Origin of the sequence: Desulfovibrio sp. (assembly GCF_047607245.1) — a bacterium.
Taxonomy (GTDB): domain Bacteria; phylum Desulfobacterota; class Desulfovibrionia; order Desulfovibrionales; family Desulfovibrionaceae; genus Desulfovibrio.
This window is the reverse complement of sequence record NZ_JASGDK010000131.1, coordinates 1-23403: the sequence shown is the minus strand read 5'-3', so window position 1 is coordinate 23403 and position 23403 is coordinate 1. Positions and strand designations below refer to the sequence as shown.

24 protein-coding genes, 4 tRNA genes and 1 pseudogene are annotated in these 23403 nt (G+C 55.8%); all 29 read left to right on the top strand.

Annotation, left to right across the window (positions count from 1 at the left end):
• The coding region (locus QM579_RS10635) for a serine hydrolase (RefSeq protein ID WP_414999122.1) at positions 1-413 on the top strand (413 nt) is incomplete at its 5' end.
• Between the two features lie 73 nt (positions 414-486).
• A complete protein-coding gene (locus QM579_RS10630) occupies positions 487-1050 on the top strand; it encodes a YceD family protein (RefSeq protein WP_414999121.1) in 564 nt (187 codons plus the stop codon).
• Positions 1051-1253: 203 nt separating this feature from the next.
• Positions 1254-1436: a 50S ribosomal protein L32 gene (rpmF, locus tag QM579_RS10625; protein ID WP_179981261.1), complete on the top strand. Its 183-nt coding sequence runs from the start codon at positions 1254-1256 to the stop codon at positions 1434-1436.
• Positions 1436-2470 carry a phosphate acyltransferase PlsX gene (gene plsX / locus QM579_RS10620; RefSeq protein WP_414999120.1) on the top strand — a complete coding sequence of 345 codons (1035 nt, stop codon included), beginning with the start codon at positions 1436-1438 and terminating at the stop codon, positions 2468-2470. The genes rpmF and plsX overlap by 1 nt, the downstream gene beginning before the upstream one ends.
• A 16-nt stretch (positions 2471-2486) precedes the next feature.
• Positions 2487-3473: a beta-ketoacyl-ACP synthase III gene (locus QM579_RS10615; protein ID WP_414999119.1), complete on the top strand. Its 987-nt coding sequence runs from the start codon at positions 2487-2489 to the stop codon at positions 3471-3473.
• A 218-nt stretch (positions 3474-3691) separates the two neighbouring features.
• On the top strand, positions 3692-4453 hold the full coding sequence (gene fabG, locus QM579_RS10610) for a 3-oxoacyl-[acyl-carrier-protein] reductase (RefSeq protein WP_414999118.1): 762 nt from the start codon (positions 3692-3694) through the stop codon (positions 4451-4453).
• Between the two features lie 74 nt (positions 4454-4527).
• On the top strand, positions 4528-4761 hold the full coding sequence (locus QM579_RS10605) for an acyl carrier protein (protein ID WP_183717762.1): 234 nt from the start codon (positions 4528-4530) through the stop codon (positions 4759-4761).
• A 72-nt stretch (positions 4762-4833) separates the two neighbouring features.
• A complete protein-coding gene (gene fabF / locus QM579_RS10600; RefSeq protein ID WP_414999117.1) occupies positions 4834-6081 on the top strand; it encodes a beta-ketoacyl-ACP synthase II in 1248 nt (415 codons plus the stop codon).
• A 154-nt stretch (positions 6082-6235) separates the two neighbouring features.
• Positions 6236-7474, top strand: coding sequence for a serine hydroxymethyltransferase (gene glyA / locus QM579_RS10595; RefSeq protein ID WP_414999116.1), 1239 nt, complete (start codon positions 6236-6238; stop codon positions 7472-7474).
• Between the two features lie 249 nt (positions 7475-7723).
• Positions 7724-8200, top strand: a complete 477-nt coding sequence (locus QM579_RS10590; RefSeq protein ID WP_414999115.1) for a deoxycytidylate deaminase — start codon at positions 7724-7726, stop codon at positions 8198-8200.
• A gap of 5 nt (positions 8201-8205) precedes the next feature.
• Complete coding sequence (ribD, locus tag QM579_RS10585; protein ID WP_414999114.1) at positions 8206-9363, top strand: bifunctional diaminohydroxyphosphoribosylaminopyrimidine deaminase/5-amino-6-(5-phosphoribosylamino)uracil reductase RibD; 1158 nt, start codon at positions 8206-8208, stop codon at positions 9361-9363.
• Between the two features lie 6 nt (positions 9364-9369).
• Complete coding sequence (locus QM579_RS10580) at positions 9370-10041, top strand: riboflavin synthase (protein ID WP_414999113.1); 672 nt, start codon at positions 9370-9372, stop codon at positions 10039-10041.
• An 85-nt stretch (positions 10042-10126) separates the two neighbouring features.
• Entirely contained in the window at positions 10127-10597 is a 471-nt protein-coding gene (gene ribE / locus QM579_RS10575; protein WP_414999112.1) for a 6,7-dimethyl-8-ribityllumazine synthase, read from the top strand.
• A gap of 4 nt (positions 10598-10601) precedes the next feature.
• On the top strand, positions 10602-11087 hold the full coding sequence (nusB, locus tag QM579_RS10570) for a transcription antitermination factor NusB (RefSeq protein WP_414999111.1): 486 nt from the start codon (positions 10602-10604) through the stop codon (positions 11085-11087).
• A 23-nt stretch (positions 11088-11110) separates the two neighbouring features.
• Positions 11111-13627, top strand: coding sequence for a leucine--tRNA ligase (gene leuS, locus QM579_RS10565; protein WP_414999110.1), 2517 nt, complete (start codon positions 11111-11113; stop codon positions 13625-13627).
• A 174-nt stretch (positions 13628-13801) separates the two neighbouring features.
• Positions 13802-14869, top strand: a complete 1068-nt coding sequence (locus QM579_RS10560; protein ID WP_414999109.1) for a DNA polymerase III subunit delta — start codon at positions 13802-13804, stop codon at positions 14867-14869.
• Between the two features lie 97 nt (positions 14870-14966).
• Complete coding sequence (locus QM579_RS10555) at positions 14967-15656, top strand: JAB domain-containing protein (RefSeq protein ID WP_414999108.1); 690 nt, start codon at positions 14967-14969, stop codon at positions 15654-15656.
• A gap of 20 nt (positions 15657-15676) precedes the next feature.
• Positions 15677-18304 carry an endopeptidase La gene (lon, locus tag QM579_RS10550; protein ID WP_414999107.1) on the top strand — a complete coding sequence of 876 codons (2628 nt, stop codon included), beginning with the start codon at positions 15677-15679 and terminating at the stop codon, positions 18302-18304.
• A gap of 5 nt (positions 18305-18309) precedes the next feature.
• On the top strand, positions 18310-19191 hold the full coding sequence (gene prmC / locus QM579_RS10545) for a peptide chain release factor N(5)-glutamine methyltransferase (RefSeq protein ID WP_414999106.1): 882 nt from the start codon (positions 18310-18312) through the stop codon (positions 19189-19191).
• A 151-nt stretch (positions 19192-19342) separates the two neighbouring features.
• Positions 19343-19418, top strand: a tRNA-Thr gene (locus tag QM579_RS10540).
• 52 nt (positions 19419-19470) lie between these two features.
• Positions 19471-19556 (top strand) — tRNA-Tyr (locus QM579_RS10535).
• 101 nt (positions 19557-19657) lie between these two features.
• Positions 19658-19733 (top strand) — tRNA-Gly (locus tag QM579_RS10530).
• Positions 19734-19944: 211 nt separating this feature from the next.
• Positions 19945-21138: an elongation factor Tu gene (gene tuf / locus QM579_RS10525; protein WP_183717749.1), complete on the top strand. Its 1194-nt coding sequence runs from the start codon at positions 19945-19947 to the stop codon at positions 21136-21138.
• A 4-nt stretch (positions 21139-21142) separates the two neighbouring features.
• The gene (gene rpmG / locus QM579_RS10520) at positions 21143-21292 is read left to right on the top strand and encodes a 50S ribosomal protein L33 (protein ID WP_183717748.1); all 150 of its coding nucleotides are present in this window, start codon (positions 21143-21145) and stop codon (positions 21290-21292) included.
• 42 nt (positions 21293-21334) lie between these two features.
• Positions 21335-21411 (top strand) — tRNA-Trp (locus QM579_RS10515).
• A 22-nt stretch (positions 21412-21433) separates the two neighbouring features.
• A complete protein-coding gene (secE, locus tag QM579_RS10510) occupies positions 21434-21673 on the top strand; it encodes a preprotein translocase subunit SecE (protein WP_414999105.1) in 240 nt (79 codons plus the stop codon).
• An 8-nt stretch (positions 21674-21681) separates the two neighbouring features.
• Entirely contained in the window at positions 21682-22254 is a 573-nt protein-coding gene (nusG, locus tag QM579_RS10505) for a transcription termination/antitermination protein NusG (RefSeq protein WP_414999104.1), read from the top strand.
• A gap of 171 nt (positions 22255-22425) precedes the next feature.
• Positions 22426-22848 (top strand): 50S ribosomal protein L11, encoded by a 423-nt coding sequence (gene rplK, locus QM579_RS10500; protein ID WP_414999103.1) that lies wholly within the window; start codon positions 22426-22428, stop codon positions 22846-22848.
• Positions 22849-23023: 175 nt separating this feature from the next.
• Positions 23024-23403 (top strand): annotated as a pseudogene (locus QM579_RS10495) (50S ribosomal protein L1); the annotation flags it as partial.

Sequence of the window (23403 nt, the reverse complement as noted above, 5' to 3'; positions counted from 1 at the left end):
GCTCCGCAGGAGACAAGGCTTTTCGTCTGGATCGTATGGAACCCGCGCTTAACCAGGCAACCCCCGGCGACGCACGCGACACATCCAGTCCCGCAGCTATGGCATTGACGCTGAATGCTCTATTGATGAATGGTATATTGCCTCCTCAGCATCGTGAGCTTTTGCTGCAGTGGTTGCTGGAATGCGCCACCGGGGCCAGTCGCATACCTGCGGGAGCCCCGTCTGGCTGGAAGGTCGGGCACAAGACAGGCAGCGGCCATCACGGCACGGCCAATGACGTAGGTATTCTGCTGCCTCCAACGGGACAGCCGATCATACTGACACTCTATCTCACCCAAAGTACGGCAACCGAAAGCACCCGTGACGAAGTCCTGGCTGAAACCACCCGGCTACTTTGCCCGGCCGCTGGGTAAAAAAATGGTCTTTGCCGTCGTTCTTGACAACTGGTATGAGCAAGGGTATGTAGTCCAACTTTCGAGGTACAGCATGCAAAATTATCGCATCTCTCTCAACGACCTCCCCCCGGAGGGCAGAGAATTTCACCTGGATGACCAGGAAATCTGGCAGGACTCCATCAAGGAGTTCAGTATGGATTGTCGCGTAACCAAGCCCCTGAGTGCCAGCATCTACGTGCTGCCCACTGAAGGCGGCTGGCTCGTACGCGGCACTCTGACCGGCGAAGTGGCATTGCCATGCAGCCGCTGTGCCGAAGACGCCCCAGCTATCGTCAATTCACGGTTTGAAGATTTTGAAGAGCAGCCAGAAAGCGATGAGCTTGATAACCCCGGTGGACACCCCGCTGCCATGCCAGAGGAAGACACCGCCAGCCGCCTTGTTTTTGTAAACAACGCGCCCATGCTTGATCTGGCCGCCATCTGCTGGGAAGAACTTATGCTGGCCTTGCCTGTGACGCCCCTGTGCAACACGACATGCAAAGGCCTGTGCCCCAATTGCGGAACCAACCTCAATGAAGGACTCTGCGCCTGCGAGCACGAAGAGGTTGACCCCCGCATGGCTGTTCTGCGGGGACTTACCCTGCACAAGAATTAAACAAATTTTGACAAGCCGCCTCGACTTCATACTGCATGGCGGCTTGCAAAAAACGGCTCATGTCTGACGGATTACTGTAGACGGAGCCTAGACATTTCTAAAGTTTTTTACTAAGCTGCTGAGTCTTGCGGGCAAGCCCTTTTTTGGCGCTACCCGCCATACCTTTGCCTTATGCGTCCGTAAGGACAGAAAAGGAGAATACCATGGCCGTTCAACAAAACAAAAAATCCCGCTCCCGTAAGGGTATGCGTCGCTCGCATGATCGTGTGGCCATTCCCGCCGTTATCTATTGTTCCTGCGGTGAGCCCACTGTGCCCCATTGCGTCTGCCCCAGCTGCGGTACGTACAAGGGTCGCCAGGTCGTTGCTAAGACCGATAGCGAGTAATGAACGAGCGCCCCATCATCGCCGTGGACGCCATGGGCGGGGACTTCGGTCCCTCCGTGGTGGTACCGGGCGCCATTGAGGCTGCCCGACTTCATGATCTGCATGTCCAGCTTGTGGGTGACACCCCCAAGCTGGAGGCCGAGCTGGACAAGCTTGACCTCAAAAACGTGCATTATGATATTGTTCAGGCAGATGATGTGGTGCACATGAATGAGAAACCCTCAGACGTTCTGCGCCGCAAAAAGAACTCTTCTATTCAGGTGGCCTGCCGCCTGGTTAAGGAGGGTGCCGCTGACGCCGTGGTCAGCGCCGGACATTCTGGCGCTACTGTGGCCTGCGGCATGTTCATTATGGGCCGCCTTCAGGGTGTGGAACGTCCAGCTCTGGCCGCATTGCTGCCCACGGAAAAAAATCCCGTGGTCGTGCTTGACGCCGGAGCTAACGTTGACTGTCGCCCCTACCACCTCTTTCAGTTTGGCCTTATGGGCGACGCCTTCGCAAGGGACCTGCTAAGCTACCCCTCACCTCGCGTCAGCCTTCTGAGCATCGGCGAAGAGGAAGGAAAGGGCAACTCTCAGGTCAAAGAAGCTTATGAACTTCTGAAGATGGCTCAAAACCTCAATTTTGTAGGTAACGCCGAAGGGCGGGACATCTTTACCGGCGATCTGGATGTAGTGGTCTGCGACGGGTTTGTAGGCAACGTGGTGGTCAAAATGAGCGAAGGCCTGGCCTCATCGCTTATGCGCATGCTTAAAAAAGTCTTCACCAGCGGCGTACTGCCTGCCCTTGGCGGCATGCTTGCCAAAGGGGCTTTTAAGCGGTTTGCCAGCACTATCGACTATGCCGAATACGGCGGCGCGCCACTCTTGGGTCTTCAGGGGCTGGCCATTGTCTGTCATGGCCGCTCCAGTTCCTTGGCCATGACCAATGCCATCAAAATGGGCGGCACCTTTGTCCGCAAGGGCACCAACAGCCACCTTGCCGAGACCATTCTGGCCAACGAGGAGCTCACGCGCTTCTCACGCGCCATCTAACCGACGGTATTACAGCATGAATCCTCTTTGCCATTTGCTTGCTCTGAGCGCCTATGTGCCGGACGCAGTCCTGACCAACGAAGACCTCACCAAGGTGGTTGACACCAATGAAGAATGGATTGTCACCCGCACTGGTATAAAGCAGCGTCACAAGTTGGCCGACGACGAAAACGCCTCCGACCTGGGCCTTAAGGCTTCCCGCAAGGCACTGGCAGAAGCTGGCATTGAGGCATCAGAGCTTACTCACGTCATCACAGCCACGTGCACTCCTGATGTGCTCTCCCCTTCTGTAGCCTGCATCATTGCGGGGCAGCTCGGCACCGGGCCTGTCATGGCTTTTGACTTTGGCGCTGCCTGTTCTGGCTTTATCTACGGCTTGTCTCTTTGCCGCAGCCTTCTGGCCCACCAGCCAGACGCAAAAATTCTTTTTGTCTGCACCGAGGCTCTGACCCGCCGTGTAAACTGGAGCGACAGAAGTACTTGCGTACTCTTTGGCGATGCAGCCACAGCATGCATTGTCACCGGTTCTTCGGGCAATGTCCTGGCCGGGCTTGAAGACGTGGTGTGTCAGAGCGACGGCACACAGCGGGATCTTATTGTAGTGGGCGGAGGCACCAGCAGCCGCTACTCCAAGGGTGATTCCGTTGACGACGACTTCTTCATTACCATGCAGGGGCGCGAAACTTACAAGCACGCGGTTCGCAATATGGTGCATATTTGCGAAGAGGTGCTGACCCGCAATGGTCTTTCCACCAAAGACGTGAACCTGCTCGTACCCCATCAAGCAAACATGCGCATTATTGAGGCCGTTGGAAGCCGCCTGGACATGGCTGGTGACCGTGTCTTTGTCAACGTGGACAAGTACGGCAATACATCTTCTGCCTCTATTCCACTGGCCATTTCGGAGGCCCGTGCCGCCGGGCGCATCAAGACCGGCGACCGTCTGCTCGTCACGGCTTTTGGCGCGGGCTTGACCTGGGGCGCGGCCCTGCTGCGATTTTAATCTTTTCTGGATGTTCCGCGCCCAAGCCGCCAGCCTGTAGCCTTATTCACGCGCGGATTTTACACAACGCCTCATGGCGAGGCCAGCCTCCGAAGGCGGCGCTTTCAGGCCAGAGCACAGTTTTGCTGTAGGACATATTTGATATTCCTTGTTCTCTGGCATTGAAATCAACGTATGGTCACGCTATAAACAGCACTCTCAGCAAAGGCAGAACGAGCATGAGTACAGAGCATTCCACGCCCACCGCCACGCCCACAGCTCTTGTGACTGGCGGCTCGCGCGGTATTGGGCGGGCTATTGCCCAAACCCTTGCCCGCGACGGTTTTCAGGTTTTTCTTACCTATGTGAGCCGCCCCACCGAAGCGGAGCAAGTGGTTGCCGAAATCAAGGCAGCTGGTGGACAGGCAAGGGCTTTTGCGTTGGACGTAAGCGACAGCGCCGCTGTTTCCGATTTTTTCTCTCGCGAAATCAAGGACAGCGTCAACCTTGCCGTATTGGTCAACAATGCGGGCATCACCAAGGACGGCTTCCTTGTCCGTATGAAGGACGAGGACTTTGATCAGGTCATTAACGTCAACCTGCGCGGCGCCTTCATCTGTACTCGTGAGGCTGCCAAAATCATGAGCAGGAACCGCAAGGGCCGCATTGTAAATATTTCTTCGGTGGTGGGTCAGATAGGCAACGCAAGCCAGGTCAACTATTCCTCGGCCAAAGCCGCCCTGTTAGGCCTCACCAAGTCCTGCGCCAAAGAACTGGCCGCCCGGCAGATTACGGTTAACGCTGTGGCCCCTGGTTTTATTGAAACAGACATGACCGCTATTCTCAGCGACGACGTGCGTAAAGGCTATGAGGATTCTATTCCGCTCAAGCGCATGGGCACAGCTCTGGAAGTGGCCGAAACTGTGGCCTTTCTAGCATCGGACAAAGCCGCCTACATCACCGGGCAGGTGCTTGGTGTAAATGGGGGCATGTACTGTTAGGCGGAGCTCCGAAGACACTCCCGATCTCAAAGGTCGGGTTTTGGAATGATCATTAAAATTACCTGGAGGATACCATGTCTGATGTCGCCGAAAAAGTTAAAAAAATTATTGTGGACCAGCTGGGCGTGAGCGCTGATGAAGTGAAGCCCGAAGCCAGCTTTGTGGAAGACCTGGGCGCTGACTCTCTTGACCTGACCGAACTGATCATGGCCATGGAAGAAGAGTTCGAAATCGAAATCGCCGACGACGATGCCCAGAAGCTTCTGAAGGTTCAGGACGCCATTTCCTATATTGAAGAAAAGAAATAGCCAAGGTTTGTTCGTCAGATCTGCAGCGAGTGAGGGGGCTGTAAGCCCCCTTCCCGCCTCAAAGGAGCATGCATGACCCGTCCCCGCGTAGTAATCACTGGTGTTGGTGGCGTTACGCCCCTCGCCAACGATATTGAGAGCACCTGGAAAAAACTGCTCGCAGGCGAGTCGGGCATCGCGCCCATCACGCTTTTTGACGCTTCTGCCTATGATTCACGCATCGCAGGCGAAGTGAAAAATTTTGTGCCCGAAGATTTCATGCCCGCCAAACAAGTGCGGCGTATGGACCGCTTTACCCAGTTTGCCGTGGCTTCGGCCCAGATGCTGCTCAAGGATGCGGGCTATGAAGTGACGGACGCCAATGCCTATGACACCGCCGTAATACTCGGCATTGGCCTTGGCGGCCTGCACACCATTGAAACCTATCATGCCAAGCTGTTGGAACACGGCCCCAGCAAAATTTCGCCCTTCATGATCCCCATGCTTATTTCCAACATGGGTCCGGGCCAAATTTCCATTTTCACTGGTGCCAAGGGCCCCAATATTGTCACCACCACGGCGTGTGCTTCGGCTATTCACGCTATGGGAACGGCTTTCAGCGAAATTTTGCTCGGCAGGGTCAAAGCTGTTATCAGCGGCGGTGTTGAAGCTACGGTTACTCCTCTTGGTGTCGCCGGATTCACGGCTCTCAAGGCGCTCTCAACCCAGAATAACGACGAGCCAACAAAGGCCTCGCGTCCTTTTGACGCCAACCGTGATGGCTTTGTTATTGGTGAAGGGGCTGGCCTGCTGCTGCTTGAAACTCTTGAGTCTGCGCAGGAACGCGGCGCGAAAATTTACGCTGAAATGGTGGGCTATGGCGCCTCGGGCGACGCCTACCACATGACCGCCCCCTGCGACAATGGCGAAGGTATGGCCCGAGCCATGCAAAATGCCCTGCGCGAAGCGGCTATTGATCCCGCAGCTATCGGCCATATTAACGCCCACGCGACGTCTACAATGCTCAACGACAGCATTGAAACCAAGGCCATCAAGCTTGTCTTTGGTGATCATGCCCAAAAGATCAAAATCTCGGCTACAAAGTCCATGACGGGGCACCTGCTTGGCGCAGCTGGCGGTATAGAATCCGTATTCACAGCTTTGGCCCTGCACGATGAAATGCTGCCTGGCACTATCAACCTTGAAAATCCTGATCCGGCCTGTGATCTCGATTATATGGCTGATGGATCAAAAAATATCGTCTGTGAGTACGCCATGTGCAACTCATTTGGTTTTGGCGGCACCAATGCCAGTCTGATATTGAAAAAGTGGGATAAATAGTGCGTTGTAACTAGCCCGCCTGTGTCAACAGGAAAACCCGGGAGTCTCTCGCGGTCTATTGGCCGCAGAATTGCCCCCCGCGCCGGGTCCAGCCTATTCACATCACTGCCCGCCACTGTGGCGGGCAGTATATTTCGCTAAGGATGCCAAGTTCATGGATGAAATTCTGCTTCAGGACCCGGAAATCGCCCGGGCCATCGCGCTGGAATCACAGAGGCAAATGGGTAAGCTTGAGCTTATCGCTTCCGAAAATATTGTTTCTGCAGCAGTACGTCAGGCACAAGGCAGCATACTCACCAACAAGTATGCCGAAGGTTATCCAGGCAAACGCTATTACGGCGGTTGCGAATATGTGGATATGGTTGAAACTCTTGCCCAGGAAAGAGCCAAACTGCTTTTTGACGCCCAATACGTCAATGTGCAGCCCCATTCCGGCTCGCAGGCCAACATGGCTGCCTACCTGGCTTTTCTTAAGCCTGGCGACACCATTCTTGGCATGGACCTTTCGCACGGCGGCCATCTCACGCACGGCAGCCCGGTGAATTTCTCTGGACGTCTTTTCAAAATTTTTTCCTACGGCGTGCAACGCGAAACTGGCCGGATCGACTACGACGATGTGGCTGCCAAAGCTCGCGAACACAGGCCCAATGTTATTGTGGCTGGTGCCAGCGCCTACCCCCGCGCTATCGATTTCGTTCGCTTCCGCGCCATCGCTGATGAAGTTGGCGCCAAGCTTGTGGTGGATATGGCGCACATCGCTGGTCTTGTGGCTGCAGGTCTGCACCAGAGCCCGGTGCCCCATGCCCACATCACCACCACAACCACGCACAAAACCCTGCGCGGCCCCCGTGGCGGCATGATCCTGTCCACCGAAGATATGGGCAAAACGCTCAACAGCCAGATATTCCCCGGCATTCAGGGCGGTCCTCTCATGCACGTGGTCGCCGCCAAGGCTGTGGCGCTTGGCGAAGCCCTGCGGCCCTCGTTCAAGGCCTATCAGCAGCAGGTGATAGACAACGCAGCCACTCTGGCTGCCTGCCTTACCGAAGCTGGCTACAACCTTGTTTCTGGCGGAACAGACAACCACCTCATGCTGGTTGACCTGACCAACAAGGACATTACTGGCAAAGACGCAGAAATCGCGCTGGATACTGCTGGCATTACTGTTAACAAAAACACTGTGCCTTTTGAAACGCGTTCTCCCTTTGTGACGTCTGGCGTGCGTCTGGGCTCTGCGGCCCTGACGACGCGCGGTATGAAGCAGGACCACATGCGCACCGTGGCCCAGTTCATTGTGACGGCTCTTGAAAAACGCGACAACACTGCGGAACTTGAAAAGATTCGTAAAAATGTTGAAGAGTTCGCCCATCAGTTCCCCTTGTTTGCCTATTAAGGCGTGATGCTTTTTACGGCCTTCGTCGGCCCGAAGGTTCACCACCTTCGGGCCGTACTTGTGAAGCGCCAACGCCACGCGCAGGACCGTGAATTTCGCCTTTGAGCGCAAATGATCTGGATTGTGAGGCAGGCAGATGAGCGCTCTTGCTTTTTATTTTCAGCGCAGTGTTTTTCCTTAAGGGTTCCGCCGCAGCTTGGCTTTTACGTCGCCACTATGTAAACTGAGTAAAATTCTAACGGGTGCCCGATGCAACGACTACCTTGGCCTGAATATTTCATGAATATCACTTACCTTGTAAGTGGACGATCCACATGCACCCGCCGTAAGGTTGGCGCTGTTGCCGTAAAGGACAAGCGTATTCTTGCAACAGGGTATAACGGTGCTCCGGCAGGCGTTCCTCATTGCCTCGAAGTGGGTTGCCTGCGCGAACAGATGGGGATTCCCTCCGGCCAGCGGCATGAAATCTGCCGGGGCCTGCATGCCGAGCAAAACGTCATTATCCAGGCTGCCGTGCACGGCATCAACATCAGCGGTGCTGAGCTCTATTGCACTACCCATCCTTGTGTACAGTGCAGTAAAATGCTGATCAACTGCGGCATACGCCATATTTATTACGCGGAACAGTACCCTGACGAGCTTGCTACAACCATGCTCGGTGAAGCAGGAGTACATGTGGAAAAACTGAACTTCGTTCCACCTGTCATCAGCCCCCAGCCGGAGTAGGCACCATGTCTGAACTGGATTACAGCCCCTTCATGCGTGAAGCCATTGCCCTTGCGCGAAAGGGCCGCTGGAAAACCTGGCCCAATCCTATGGTGGGCGCGGTACTGGTGCATGACGGCCAGGTTGTGGCCAGAGGCTGGCACCGGGCCGCAGGACAGGACCATGCTGAAGTGGCTTGCCTGAAGAACGCTGCCGCCAATGGGGTAGACGCGTCCCAATGCACGCTTGTTGTCACGCTTGAGCCCTGCTGCCATCAAGGAAAAACACCACCCTGCACAAACGCGGTGCGCCAGGCCGGAATTAAAAAAATTGTGGTTGGTCTGTCCGACCCCAATCCCGAGGCCTGTGGCGGAGCTTGCGAACTGCGCGAAGCTGGCTTGGAAGTAATTGAAGGCGTATGCGCAGAAGCCTGCCGTGATCTTGTAAGTGATTTTTTGGTTTGGCAGCAAAAACAGCGGCCCTATGTCATCCTGAAGATGGCCGCTACGCTTGATGGCCGTATAGCTACCCGCCGGGGTGAATCCCAGTGGATCAGCTCCGAAGAATCCCGGCAGGAAGTGCAACAACTTCGCGCTGGCATTGGCCGATGCGGTGGAGCTGTACTGGTGGGCGGCGGCACTTTTCGGGCTGACAATCCCCGTCTCACAGTGCGCCCCATCAGCGAAGACGAACCAGACTGCCCGCAACCGCTTGCTTGTGTGCTGACCTCACGCCTGCCCCAACCGGACGCAGACTTTTACCTCCTCAAGGAACGGCCAGAGCAGACCATATTTCTTGCCTCACCCGCGGCGGCGGCCTCTACTACGGCCAAGGCTCTGCGCGACATGGGCGTACGCGTGCTTTCGCTTGGGCCCGCACTGCGCGGCGGCCCTGACCTGACCCACATGTTGCGCACCCTTTGGGAAGAGCTGCATTGCCCCTATCTTCTGTGTGAAGGCGGCGGGCATCTGGCCCTCAGCCTTCTGGAATCTGGCGTGGTGGATGAGTTTCGCCTGCATATGGCCCCAATGATTCTGGGTGATGAAGATGCGCATCCGCTCTTTTCCGGCAGGGCTCCCCTGAGCCTGGACGAGGCTCTGCGCATGCGCGTTATTGGCACCCACATCAGCGGCGGCGATATTCATATTGAACTGCGCCCGCTGCAGCTTGCTGAAGGAAAGTAGAACTTCATGTTTACAGGCATCATCCAGGGACAGGGCGAGGTGCGCTCACTCCGTAAAACAGGGGCTGAATGCCGCATCTGCCTGCGCCCGCTTTTTTCTCTGACCGATATTGTTGATGGCGAATCCATAGCCGTCAACGGCGCCTGCCTGTCTGTTGAAGAGCACGGAGCAGACACGTTCACAGCCTATGCATCAAGCGAGACCCTCTCGCGCACCACGTTGGGCAACCTGCAAACGGGGCATCTGGTCAACCTTGAACGCGCCCTGGCACTGGGCGACCGGTTGGGCGGGCACCTTGTCAGCGGTCATGTGGACTGCCTTGCTACAGTGAGCGAAGTACGTCAGGTGGGGCAATCGATACGTTGCCGCCTCTCCTTTCCTGCCGAATTCGGAGTTGAAGTCATTTCCAAGGGTTCTGTAACCCTTGACGGCATTAGCCTTACAGTCAATGATCGCGGCCCGGATTTTCTTGAGGTCAATATCATTCCAGACACTCAGAAGCGCACCACCATGCTGCACTGGCGTTCTGGCGTGTCCGTCAATATGGAAACAGATCTTATTGGCAAGTATGTGCGCAACCTGCTGGGCCCTTGGGCAGCTGCTGCAAATGGTAAGAACGCGTCCCCGAAATCATCGGGGCTGAACATGGAATTTTTGCTGCGACAGGGTTTTATGTAGGCACGGTTCGGGATCGCGCCCCCTGTTATTTTTGCACCACATTACTATAGAATGAAAGCGCATCACCATGCGCCGAGGAGTTGCCATGAGCACAATGACAACCATTGCGGGCCAGTTGGACGCCAAGGGGCTTAAAGTAGCCATCGTGGCCACCCGCTTCAATGATTTCATCGTAGACCGCCTGGTGGGCGGTGCTCTTGATTATCTTGAACGCCACGGGTTGGAAACGAAAAACGTTACCCTGGTGCGTATTCCCGGCGCTTTCGAAATGCCCCTGATTTGCCAAAAACTTGCGGCATCCGGCAAGTATGACGGCATTCTTGCCCTGGGCGCGGTCATTCGCGGCGGGACCCCCCATTTTGACTATGTTTGCGCCGAAGCAAGCAAGGGTATTGCCCACAGCATGATGGAGCATAACATGCCCATCGGTTTCGGTTTGCTCACCTGCGATAATATTGAGCAAGCCATTGAGCGCGCCGGTTCCAAGGCTGGCAACAAGGGCGTGGAAGCTGCTGCAGCCATGCTGGAAACCATTCGCGTTATGGAGCAGTTGTAAACTTATGGCCAAGGCCAAAAATGCTACAAGACGCGGCGAACGCGAACTGGCTTTTCAAGTTTTGTACGGTCTTTCCTTCACACCGGCCCGGACCCTCGAGGAACTGCGTCGCAGCTTCCGCACGTCACCGGACAATCTCGTGCGTAGTGAAGAAAGTGGCGTTCCTGTCGACACCAGAGGCTTTGCCTGGGAATTGGTCGAGGGCGTATGGAGCAACAGCGACGCTTTGGATAAAGCCATCACCAAGTTTTCCCACAACTGGCGTGTAGACCGTATGGGCCGGGTGGAACTGACGCTGCTGCGTCTGGCCGTATTCGAACTTCTGTTCCGCAACGATGTACCGCCCAAAGTTTCCATAAATGAGGCTCTGGAGCTAAGCCGCCAATTTGGCGAAGGCAATGCCAAAAACTTCATTAATGGTATTCTTGACGCAGTGGCCAAAGCTCTGGAATCTGGCGAACTGCAACGATCCGTCACATCCGCCAATTAATCTTTCTGAATCGGTATGCCCCCATGACACACGAAGAACGCTACAATCCCAAAGCTATTGAAGAAAAATGGCAGGCTCGGTGGCAGGCTGAAAACGCTTTTGCCTGCAGCCATGAAAGCAATAAGCCCAAATACTATGTACTCGAAATGTTTCCCTATCCTTCGGGCAACATCCACATGGGCCATGTACGTAACTATTCCATCGGGGATGTGGTGGCGCGCAGCAAGCGCATGCAGGGCTTCAACGTGATGCACCCTATGGGCTGGGATGCCTTTGGCCTGCCTGCCGAAAACGCGGCCATCAAAAATAATACCCACCCTGCTGAATGGACGTACGCCAATATCAGCAATATGCGCACGCAGCTGAAGCGGTTGGGCTATTCTTATGACTGGTCTCGCGAACTTGCCACCTGCCGCCCGGAATACTACCGCTGGGAACAGATGTTTTTCTTGCGTCTGCTGGAAAAGGGCATGGTCTACCGCAAAAAGGCACCTCAAAACTGGTGCCCGTCATGCCATACTGTACTGGCGAACGAACAGGTCATCGACGGGTTGTGCTGGCGTTGCGATAGCCCAGTAGTGCAAAAAGACCTGACGCAGTGGTTTCTCAAAATCACCGCCTATGGTGACGAACTGCTTGAAGATCTGGCAAAGCTTGAAGGTGGCTGGCCCGACCGCGTTATCGCCATGCAGCGCAACTGGATTGGCAAATCTACTGGCGCCGCCATTAGCTTTGGCCTTGAAAAAGCCATCACGGGTGTCGAAGGCATAGACGTGTTCACCACCAGGCCTGACACGGTCTTTGGCGTTACCTTCATGACCCTGGCACCCGAGCATCCCCTGGTTGAAAAACTCATAGAGGGTTACTCCAAAGCTGAAGAAGTGCGCACTTTTGTGGAACGTATCCGCAATATGGACCGTTTGGATCGCCAGTCTGATGTTGTAGAAAAAGAAGGCATTTTCACCGGGGCTTATGCCATACATCCGTTCACAGGGCAGCGCGTGCCCCTGTGGCTCGGTAACTTTGTTCTGGCAGACTATGGAACAGGCGCAGTTATGGGTGTGCCTGCCCACGATCAACGAGATTTTGAATTTGCCCGTAAGTATGGCCTGCCTCTGCATGTGGTCATAAATCCCGCAGGCGAAGGACTGGACCCGGAAAGCATGACCGAGGCCTTCACCTCCGACGGCGTTATGGTCAACTCCGGCCCCTTTGACGGCATGCCCAACGAAGATGGCAAGAAAGCCGTGGCCCAGAGCCTTGAAAAACAGGGCAAAGGCAAGGCCACCACGCAGTTTCGTCTGCGCGACTGGAACATCTCGCGCCAGCGCTACTGGGGTTCGCCCATTCCTGTGATTTATTGCGACCAGTGCGGCATTGTTCCTGAAAAGGAAGAAAACCTGCCTGTGCTTTTGCCCCTGGATGTAAAGACCCACAGCGACGGACGTTCGCCCCTGGCTGATACCCCTTCGTTTGCACACTGCACGTGCCCCACGTGCGGCGGCCCTGCCCGGCGCGAAACCGATACGATGGACACCTTTGTGGAGTCATCCTGGTATTTCGCCCGGTTTACCAGCGCCCGCGACAGTGAAGCTCCTTTCAACATGGACGCCATTAAATACTGGCTGCCTGTGGATCAGTATATAGGCGGTGTGGAGCACGCTATTCTGCACCTACTCTACTCCCGCTTTTTCACCAAGCTGCTTCGCGATATGGGATTCTTCCCCGCCGAACTTGCCGAACCTTTCAGCAATCTGCTCACTCAGGGCATGGTGCTCAAAGACGGCGGCAAGATGTCCAAATCCAAGGGCAACGTGGTGGACCCCACCGCAATGATCAAAAAATACGGCGCAGATACCGTGCGTCTGTTCTGCCTTTTCGCTGCCCCGGCTGAACGTGACTTTGACTGGTCCGATTCCGGCATTGAGGGCGCTTCGCGCTTTATTGGCCGCGTATGGCGACTGTTCACGGAAGAACAGGAACGCTTGCTGCCCATCAAGGCCTGCGCCTCCACCGAGCAAGACGCTGTGAGTTCCGAAGCCCGCGACCTGCGCCGCCGTGAGCACCTCACGGTCAAGAAAGCCAGAGAAGACATGGGCGATCGGTTCCAGTTCAATACGGCTATCGCCGCAGTTATGGAACTGGTCAACAGCATGTACCTTTCGCGGGAAAAGTTGGGCATGGATGAGGCTGACCGCCGCGTGTTTTCCTCTGCCATGAGCACAGCCATAACCTTGCTTTCGCCTATCATCCCTCATGTTTGTGATGAACTTTGGGAACGTCTTGGTCACAGCACCCCGGTTTCTGACGAACTTTGGCCAGACTGGAGTCAGGCAGCAACCGCTCAGGACATGCTTACCGTGGCCCTTCAGGTCAACGGCAAGCTGCGGGGCACTGTGGAAATTCCTGCTGAGGCTGACAAGGCCGCTATGGAAGCCACGGCCCTTGCCGACAGCGCTGTGCAGCGCCATCTTGCCGGGCTTACCGTGCGCAAGGTGGTGGTGGTGCCGGGCAAGCTGGTCAACATTGTGGCCAACTAGGCTTCATACCGCTCCACGGAACACTTTATTGAAGGGGCGCTTTTGCAGAAAAGCGTCCCTTCTCCTTTCCTCTTCCCTGCAAAAGCGTTTATCGGTATGCTACTGCCCTGACAGGCTTACCCTTGACACAATGGTCTGGCCACTGCCGGGACCACTACAGCACGGCATCCAAACATGAGCACCGCCCATCCCGGATTTACCTTCCTTGTCTGCCCCGACGGGCAGCTGCTACGCGCCCATTTGAACCGGCTGCTGGCCGCGCATCCTCCAGTAACTGGCGGCGGTCTTATGCCCCAGGCCAGTTCAGTTCAGTGGGAACGACACGTTTATTGGGGTGATGAAGAACCTCCCCAGCGCTTCTGGGAACACCTCACTCTTCAAGGACTCTTTGGAGCGCCACGCGCCCTGATCATACGGCAGGCCAACCAATGGCCCGCAGCTGTGTGGAAAAAAATTTCGCACGCTTTGGCTCGCCCTTCAGACCAATGCTGGCCTTTCTTCTGCCTTGAAGTAAACTGGGAACGGGGCCAACCCAAAATTCCCGCTCACTTGGGCAAATTGCCCTGCATGGGTTTTGCCGACAAGCAGGGCTGGATATGGCGGCATGAAGGGCTTAACGAGCGCACGGTTAAAAAACATGTGCTGCAACGCTGCCAATCGCTTGGATTGCGGTTTGAGCCTGACGCTCTTGAGCAGTTCTGCGCTTCAGTTCCTCCTGACGCGCTGGCCATTGAAAATGAGCTCGAAAAACTGCTTCTGCTTCGCGCAACGCTGACAAAGCGCGAGGATGTGGCGGGGAATTCCACTGGCGATACACCCGGCAACCCTGAGGGCAACATAAGCCTTGCAATGATTTCCACTGCCTCGTGGAGCCCGGAGTGTGACGTTTTTGCCTGCATACGCCACATGCAGGCTGGCAATTTGCCTGCCGTATGGAGAGAGCTTGCGCGCAGCAAAGACGGCGACAGCCTGCTGTTTTCCCTTTTGGCTCTGCTGGCCCGCGAACTGCGCCTCCTCTGGCAGTGCCATGCAGGCGAAAATCCACGCATGCGCCCACAGGACGCTGGCACAAAAAAACAGCTCGCCCAGCGCCTGGGAGCAGAAGGTATCGCTCAGGGGATGACCCTTGTGGTCGACGCGGAGCTGTTCGTGAAAAGTGGCCGGCGCAGCCCGGAACAAAGCCTGGATTTTCTGGCCGCCCGCATGACAGCCCTCTTTGCCCGCGCACAGGGCCGCGCATGATCCACCGCAAGCAATCCCCACTTTCCCGCCCCACTGCGGGCAAAATCCCTGTAGTCACATCTCTGCCTCTTGCATAACCTCCAAGACTGCTTACCTTATGACAGCAAAGCCAGACCCGACACCACTGCACGCAGGCCACAGAGCCAGACTGCGTGAGCGTTTTGAGCATGAACCAGCCGCTGTGGCAGATTACGAGGTACTGGAACTGTTGTTGGGCTATGCCCTCACACGGAAGGACACCAAACCTCTGGCCAAGGAACTGCTGCAAAGGTTTGGCAGCATCAGGGGCGTCATGGACGCCCGGCCCGATGAGCTTCTGGCAGTCCCCGGTTTTGGGCCAGGACTGATGATCTTTTTTGAGGTCATACGCGAAACCCGCAGCCGTTATCTGGCTTCGGCCATGCGCAAAAGAGAAGTTCTGGCAACACCTCAAGCAGTGGCCCGCATGGCTCAAAGCCGATTGGCGGGTTGCCCTCACGAAGAATGCTGGCTGGCGCTGGTAGACCAGCGAAACAGGCTTACATCGTGGGAGTGCCTGCGGCGAGGTGGAGTTGCAGAGGTTTCTATGAAGCCCAGAGAAGTGTTTGAGACAGCGCTGTTGCGTAAGGCCAGCGGTATTATAATGGTGCACAACCACCCCGGCGGCAACCCCGCTCCTTCGGAGGCGGACAAAACTTTTACCGCCGAACTGCAAAGACTTGCACCACAATTGGGCCTGCGCTTTCTGGATCACGTTATTGTTACTGAGGGAGACTGCTACAGCATCACGCAGATGCAGACCATATAATAGGCAGTCAGGGAGACTATATGGCTGATTACAATGACAAAAATATTTTCCTAAATATGGAAGAGCTCGGTTCAAGCACTGACCCGGGCATCGAAAACGAAGAACAGCGGGACACTAACCCTCTCGCGCAGGATACGGCGGAAAACGAAGGCGGCCTCATGGCTGCCATGCAAAGCATACCGGATACGCTGCCCGTTCTGCCCGTGCGCGACGTGGTTATTTTTAACTACATGATTCTACCCCTCTTCATTGGCCGTGAAAAATCCGTTCAAGCTGTGGATGCTGCCCTGAAAAACGGACGTCATCTGCTTGTCTGCGCCCAAAAAGAAGAAGGCACTGAAGACCCCGGCCCGGACGATCTCTATCAGGTTGGCACGGTTGTGCAGGTCATGCGCATGCTCAAGATGCCCGACTCTCGAGTAAAAATTCTTGTGCAGGGCGTAAGCCGCGCACGTGTGCGCAGCTTCAGTCAGGTTGAGCCTTTCCTTGAAGCTCAGATTGAAACCCTGCACGAAACCACGCCCAAGATAGATCCCACGGTGGAGGCCTTGCTGCGATCTGTACGCGAACAGAGCGAGAAGGTGCTGTCATTGCGCGGCCTTTCTTCGCCGGACGTGCTGGCCGTTCTGCAAGGTGTTGACGATCCGGGTCGTCTGGCCGACCTCATCGCCGCCAATATGCGCATGAAGACCTCTGACGCCCAGCGTATTCTGGAGGCTGAAGACCCTCTGGACCGCCTCATGCTGGTCAATACCCAGCTGCAACGCGAGGTGGAGGTAGCCACAGTTCAGGCTCGCATCCAGAGTTCCGCACGCGAAGGAATGGATAAGGCGCAGAAAGACTACTTCCTGCGCGAACAGCTTAAAGCCATCCGCACGGAGCTTGGCGACAAGGAAGAAGAAGGCGAAGAAGAGCTGGAAAACCTGAAGGCCGCTCTGGACAAGGCAGGCCTGCCCAAGGATGTACGCAAGGAAGCTGACAAGCAACTGCGGCGTCTGGCTGGCATGCATGCGGATTCCTCCGAGGCCAACGTGGTGCGTACCTATCTTGACTGGATGGTAGAGCTGCCCTGGAAAAAACTTTCGCGTGACAGGCTGGACATAGCCTACGCCAAGCAGATTCTGGATGAAGACCATTGTGGCCTGGAAAAGGTCAAAGACCGCATCCTTGAATTCCTGAGCGTGCGTAAGCTCAACCCGCAGTCCAAGGGGCCGATCCTATGCTTCGCTGGCCCTCCCGGGGTTGGTAAAACGTCCTTGGGCCGCTCCATCGCTCGTGCGCTGGGGCGCAAGTTCCAGAGGCTTTCGCTGGGCGGCATGCACGATGAGGCGGAAATCCGCGGGCACAGACGCACCTATATTGGAGCCATGCCTGGCCGTATCATCCAGAGCCTCAAGCAGGCCGGCACGCGTAACCCGGTTATCGTGCTGGACGAAGTGGACAAACTGGGCTCGGATTTCAGAGGCGACCCGTCTTCGGCCCTGCTGGAAGTGCTGGACCCGGAACAGAACTACACTTTCAGCGACCACTACCTGAATGTGCCCTTTGACCTGTCAAAGGTGATGTTCCTGTGCACGGCCAACCATCTTGAAACCATTCCGGCGGCCCTGCGAGACCGTATGGAGGTCATTACCCTGCCCGGCTACACCATGCAGGAAAAGGCCGAAATAGCGCGTAAGCATCTGCTGCCCAAAAAAATCAAGGAAAACGGCCTGGAAGAAAAGGACGTGGTTCTGGAAGAAGCGGCCCTTGAAAAGGTTATCAAAGAATACACGCGCGAAGCGGGCCTGCGCAACCTTGAACGCGAGTTGTCTTCTATCTGCCGCAAGCTTGCACGCCGCAAGGCTGAAGGCAAAAAAGGCCCCTTCAAGGTTGACGTGGCCGATGTGGAGAAGTTGCTGGGCGCGCCGCGCTTCATAGAAGACGAAAAGGAAAAGAAGCTCATGCCCGGCATGGCTCTTGGTCTGGCCTGGACTCCTGCGGGCGGCGAAGTGCTTACAGTGGAAGCCACTGTCATGAAGGGCAAGGGCGGCCTTACGCTCACAGGTCAGTTGGGTGATGTCATGAAGGAAAGCGCCCAGGCTGCTCTGAGCTATATTCGCAGCCGTGCCGAAGAACTGGGTGTGAATCCGTCCTTTGTGTCGGAATTCGACATCCATGTGCATGTGCCAGCCGGAGCCACCCCCAAGGATGGACCGTCAGCAGGCGTCACGCTTACCACGGCCCTCATCTCGGCCCTCAGCGGACGCCGTGTACGGGCCGACCTGTGCATGACTGGCGAAATAACCCTTCAAGGCCGGGTGCTGCCCGTGGGCGGCATAAAGGAAAAAATTCTGGCAGGCGTGGCACGTGGCCTTAAGCACGTGATCATCCCCTGGCAGAACACCAAGGATCTTGAAGATGTGCCCAAGGAACTGCTTAAGCGTATAAGTGTGCATCCTGTGCACCACTACGACGAGCTGCTCCCCCTTGTTTTTGAGAGCAAAAGCGGCCGAGGCGGCGCTTCCGGTTCCGACAAGAATGGCAAAAACAAAACTGAAGATGGCAAGAATGACAAGGACGTGGTAGCTGCCCGTTCCCGAAAGACGCCAGCTCCTGCTGGCACCAGACGCAAGACCAGCCGCTCCGGCGATGAAGCTGGAGCCTGAACCCTGTGAAGCTGCGCCAGTACCTTACTGAAACCGCGCAAACACTGCTAAAGGCGGGGGTGGATAGCCCCCGCCTTTGCGCGCATGTGCTGGTAAGCCACGTGCTCGGCCTTGATCGTATCGCCTGCGTAGTACAAGGGGAACGCGAACTGCTGGCACATGAACTTGATAGCCTCGATGCACTCGTTGGCCGACGAACTGCCGGTGAACCGCTGGCCCACATAACTGGCAGTAAAGAATTTTATGGGCGTGACTTTCTGGTGACTCCCCATACGCTTATCCCACGCCCCGAAACAGAGTTGCTCATTGATAAAGCTCTTGAGGCGGCAGGGGAACTAGAATCCCAGATGGGCAGGCAGGGCACCGGTCTTTATTTCGCGGACCTGGGCACAGGCTCGGGCTGTATTGGCATCACTCTGGCTCTGGAACTCCCCCATTGGCATGGCCTGCTCATGGATATCAGCGGCAACGCACTGGAAACTGCACGGCAGAATGCTCATCGGCTCAACGCGCAACACAGCGTCGCCATCCTGAATGGCGATATGCACAGGGCACCTCTGGCGCACGGGGCATACGCCATGCTGGTAAGCAACCCGCCATACATCGCCGAAGACGAACGCTCGATGGTAATGGGCGAAGTGCTTGCTTACGAGCCACACAGCGCCCTGTTTTCGCCACATGAAGGAATGGGACACCTTGAAGCCGTTATTAAGGCGGCAGGCAGTGCGCTCAAACCCGGTGGCCGACTGTTGCTGGAGCACGGCGCAGCGCAGGGTGCGAGCACACGTCGTCTGCTGCGGGCGAACAATTTTTTTGAAGATACCGAGACTCATAGAGATTTGGCCGGGTTTGAGCGCTGCACAATGGCTCGTCGTACCTGCAGCTAATTTCAGGCGGGAAAATGGCATTTATTCAGGATTGGCGCTGCTTTTTAGGACTTATCCGACTGCCGCGCCAGAGAAAATTATAAAAAAAATTCGACAAAATGCATTTTTTACTTGCCAAGCACATCAGAAGTCGCTAAATAGCACTCTTGCCGCTGGCGTAGCTCAACTGGCAGAGCAGCTGATTTGTAATCAGCAGGTTGCGGGTTCAAGTCCCATCGCCAGCTCCAGAATTACGCCGGTCAAAGGAAGGACACTTGCCCGACCTTAAGCGGCACGAGTGGAGGGGTTCCCGAGTGGCCAAAGGGAACAGACTGTAAATCTGTCGTCGTAAGACTTCGGTGGTTCAAATCCACCCCCCTCCACCACCACTTTTCCGTCTCCATAAGCTCAGACGGTTGGTGGCTGGTTACAAAAAACTGCCTTGGCTGTAGGAGACAGGGTGCCTGTCGGGGAACTACGGTAGCGTGCGGGAATAGCTCAACGGCTAGAGCATCAGCCTTCCAAGCTGAGGGTTGCGGGTTCGAATCCCGTTTCCCGCTCCATTCCTGCTGATTTCCTCCCCTCAGTCAACCCGTCCGCCAATGCACGTTCCCTGGTGTCCAGGGACTGAATGCGGACAGCGGGCCGCCCAACGGTTTTTTTCCCACTGCCGCAGCCGTTACGCGAGGAGCAGGCGTTACACACGCAAAGCTTAAAGCACTTTTTTGTAACGCAGGTAAAACGCAAACATTATTTTCTCCAGGGAGACGTACAATGGGCAAGGAAAAATTTGAACGCAAAAAGCCCCATGTAAACATCGGCACCATCGGCCATATCGACCACGGCAAAACTACTCTGACTGCCGCCATCACCAAAGTGGCGAACATGAAGAACGGTGGCAAGTTCATTTCGTATGACGAAATCGACAAGGCCCCCGAAGAAAAGGAACGTGGTATCACCATCTCCACCTCGCATGTTGAATACGAGACCCCCAATCGTCACTATGCGCATGTGGACTGCCCCGGTCACGCCGACTACATCAAGAACATGATCACCGGCGCTGCCCAGATGGACGGCGGTATCCTGGTGGTGGCTGCCACTGACGGCCCCATGCCCCAGACCCGTGAGCACATCCTGCTCGCCCGTCAGGTCGGCGTGCCCCAGCTGGTGGTATTCCTGAACAAGTGCGACCTCGTGGACGACGAAGAGCTGCTTGAACTGGTGGAACTGGAAGTGCGCGAACTGCTGTCTTCCTATGACTTCCCCGGCGACGACGTGCCCGTGATCCGCGGTTCCGCTCTGAAGGCTCTTGAAACTGACAGCCCTGATTCCGCTGAAGCCAAGTGCATTCTCGACCTGCTGGAAGCTTGCGACTCCTTTATCCCCACGCCTGAGCGTGACATCGACAAGCCCTTCCTCATGCCCATCGAAGACGTGTTCTCCATCTCTGGCCGTGGCACCGTTGTGACCGGTCGTGTGGAACGCGGTGTGGTCAAGGTCGGCGAAGAAGTGGAAATCGTGGGTATCAAGCCCACCGTTAAGACCACCTGCACCGGCGTGGAAATGTTCCGCAAGCTGCTTGATCAGGGTGAAGCTGGCGACAACATCGGCGCTCTGCTGCGCGGTGTCAAGCGTGACGACGTGGAACGCGGCCAGGTTCTTGCCGCCCCCAAGAGCATCACGCCCCACAAGAAGTTCAAGGCTGAAGTGTACGTGCTCTCCAAGGAAGAAGGCGGCCGTCATACCCCGTTCTTCACTGGCTACCGTCCTCAGTTCTACTTCCGTACCACGGACATCACCGGAGTTATCGGTCTGCCCGAAGGCGTGGAAATGGTTATGCCTGGTGACAACTCGCAGTTCCTGGTGGAACTCATCGCTCCCATCGCCATGGAAGCTGGTCTGCGCTTCGCTATTCGCGAAGGTGGCCGCACCGTTGGCTCGGGCGTGGTGACCGAAATCACCGAGTAGACTTATGAGAGTTAACATACTTCTGGCTTGCACTGAGTGCAAACGCCGCAACTACAGCACCCGGAAGAACAAGAAAACCACTACCGGTCGGCTGGAAATGAAAAAGTATTGCCCCTGGGATAAGAAGCACACGTTGCATCGCGAAACCAGGTAACATAATTCCGCTGGGGGGCTAATAGCCCCCCGGACGGCACGCAGGGCAGTAGCTCTAACGGCTAGAGCGGCGGTCTCCAAAACCGCATGTTGGGGGTTCGAATCCCTCCTGCCCTGCCATTTTTTATCTCCGGACAACACCATGGCAAAAAAACAAGCTCAGGCTGGTGACCTCAAGGCTGACAAAGCCCCCAACGTTTTCGTACGCTTCGCGCGCTACGTAGAAGACGCCAAGGCAGAGTTGCGCAAGGTGACCTGGCCCACGGTAAAAGAAACACGCAAGGCAACCCTGGCTGTGTTGGGCTTTGTCGCCGTGATGGCCGTCATTCTTGGGCTGGTTGACCTTGGTCTGTCATCCCTGATCAAGACCATACTGTCCTGAAGGCCAATATGAAAGATCCCGCTATCGACGAAACTTCCGAGCTCTCTCAAAAGGCTCGCTGGTACATTGTGCATACCTACTCGGGTTTCGAGCAGCGTGTGCAAAAAACCATTAACGAGTTGCGCCGCACCGGGCAGGAACAGGGCCTTATTGAGGAAGTGGTGGTACCCACCGAGAAAGTCATCGAACCCACCAAGGGGGGACAGCAGCGTACATCAACGCGCAAGTTCTACCCTGGTTATGTGATGGTTCGCATGATCATGACCGACCTGTCCTGGCATCTGGTGCAGTCCATCCCCAAAGTTACCGGATTTGTGGGGGGTAAAAACCGTCCCACCCCCATGCGTGATGGCGAAGCCGAACGCATTCTGGAATTGATGGAAACACGCCAGGAAACCCCGCGGCCCAAGTTCAACTTTGACAGGGGTGACGATGTGCGCGTCATTGAAGGTCCCTTTGGGGGCTTTAACGGCGTGGTTGAAGACGTTAACTACGACAAGGGAAAGCTGCGGGTTTCCGTTTCCATTTTTGGGCGCCAAACGCCTGTGGAACTGGATTTCGCACAGGTTTCCAAAGGCTAGACCCCTTTCGCACAAGGGTTCTGCGGACGGGATTCTCTCCTTGTCCGTACGGTGTGCTTGTACTACTTGCATAGCATGCCGAGGCAAATATCACCTAACCTTGCTTAATGACTTGCCCCCGCGCAGCGGCCTCATGCCGATCAGCGCGAGCAGCGATGAAGGATAAAGCAAATGGCTAAAAAAGAAGTTGCCAAGATTAAATTGCAGATTCCTGCGGGCGCGGCCAACCCCTCCCCGCCGGTAGGTCCCGCCCTCGGTCAGCACGGTCTGAACATCATGGGCTTCTGCAAAGAATTCAATGCCCGCACTCAAGACCAGAAAGGCATGATCATCCCCGTGGTTATCACGGTGTATGCTGACCGCTCTTTCACCTTCATCACCAAGACCCCTCCGGCCTCGGTGCTGATCATGAAGGCCGCCAAGATTGAAAAAGGTTCTGGCGAACCCAACCGTAACAAAGTTGGCAGCCTGACCATGGCTCAGATTGAAGAAATCGCGAAGCTCAAGCTGCCCGATCTCAATGCAGCCACCATTGAATCTGCGGTTAAGTCCATTGCGGGTACTGCTCGCAGCATGGGCATTGACGTAAAGTAAGGCCATACCGCTTTGCGGAGGTTGACGCTTCCGTAGTTTGCAGGTTTTCTGGCCTTGGGCGACAGTTCAGCAACTATGTAATAGTTCCGAAGTCGCCATCGTTGAAATCAATTGTACTGCTGCTTTCACTCAAGCTGAAGTGCGGCAGGAGATGCAAAACGACAAGGATTATCCCATGCCTAAACACGGCAAAAATTTTCGTAAAGTTCTCGAAGGTACCGACCTTCAGGAACGCTTCAGCATCGAAGACGCTGTGAGCAAATCGCTTGGCGCGGCCTTTGCCAAATTTGACGAAACCGTTGACGTGGCCATTCGTCTTGGCGTTGACCCCAAGTATTCTGACCAGATGGTGCGCGGCGCCGTTACCCTGCCCCACGGGCTTGGCAAGACTGTGCGCGTGGCCGTGTTCTGTAAAGGCGAAAAGCAGGCTGAAGCCCGCGAAGCCGGCGCAGACGTGGTTGGTGCTGAAGATCTGGTCGCTCAGATCAAGGAAGGCAACCTGAACTTTGACGCAGCCGTTGCTACCCCCGACGTTATGGCCCTTGTGGGTCAGAT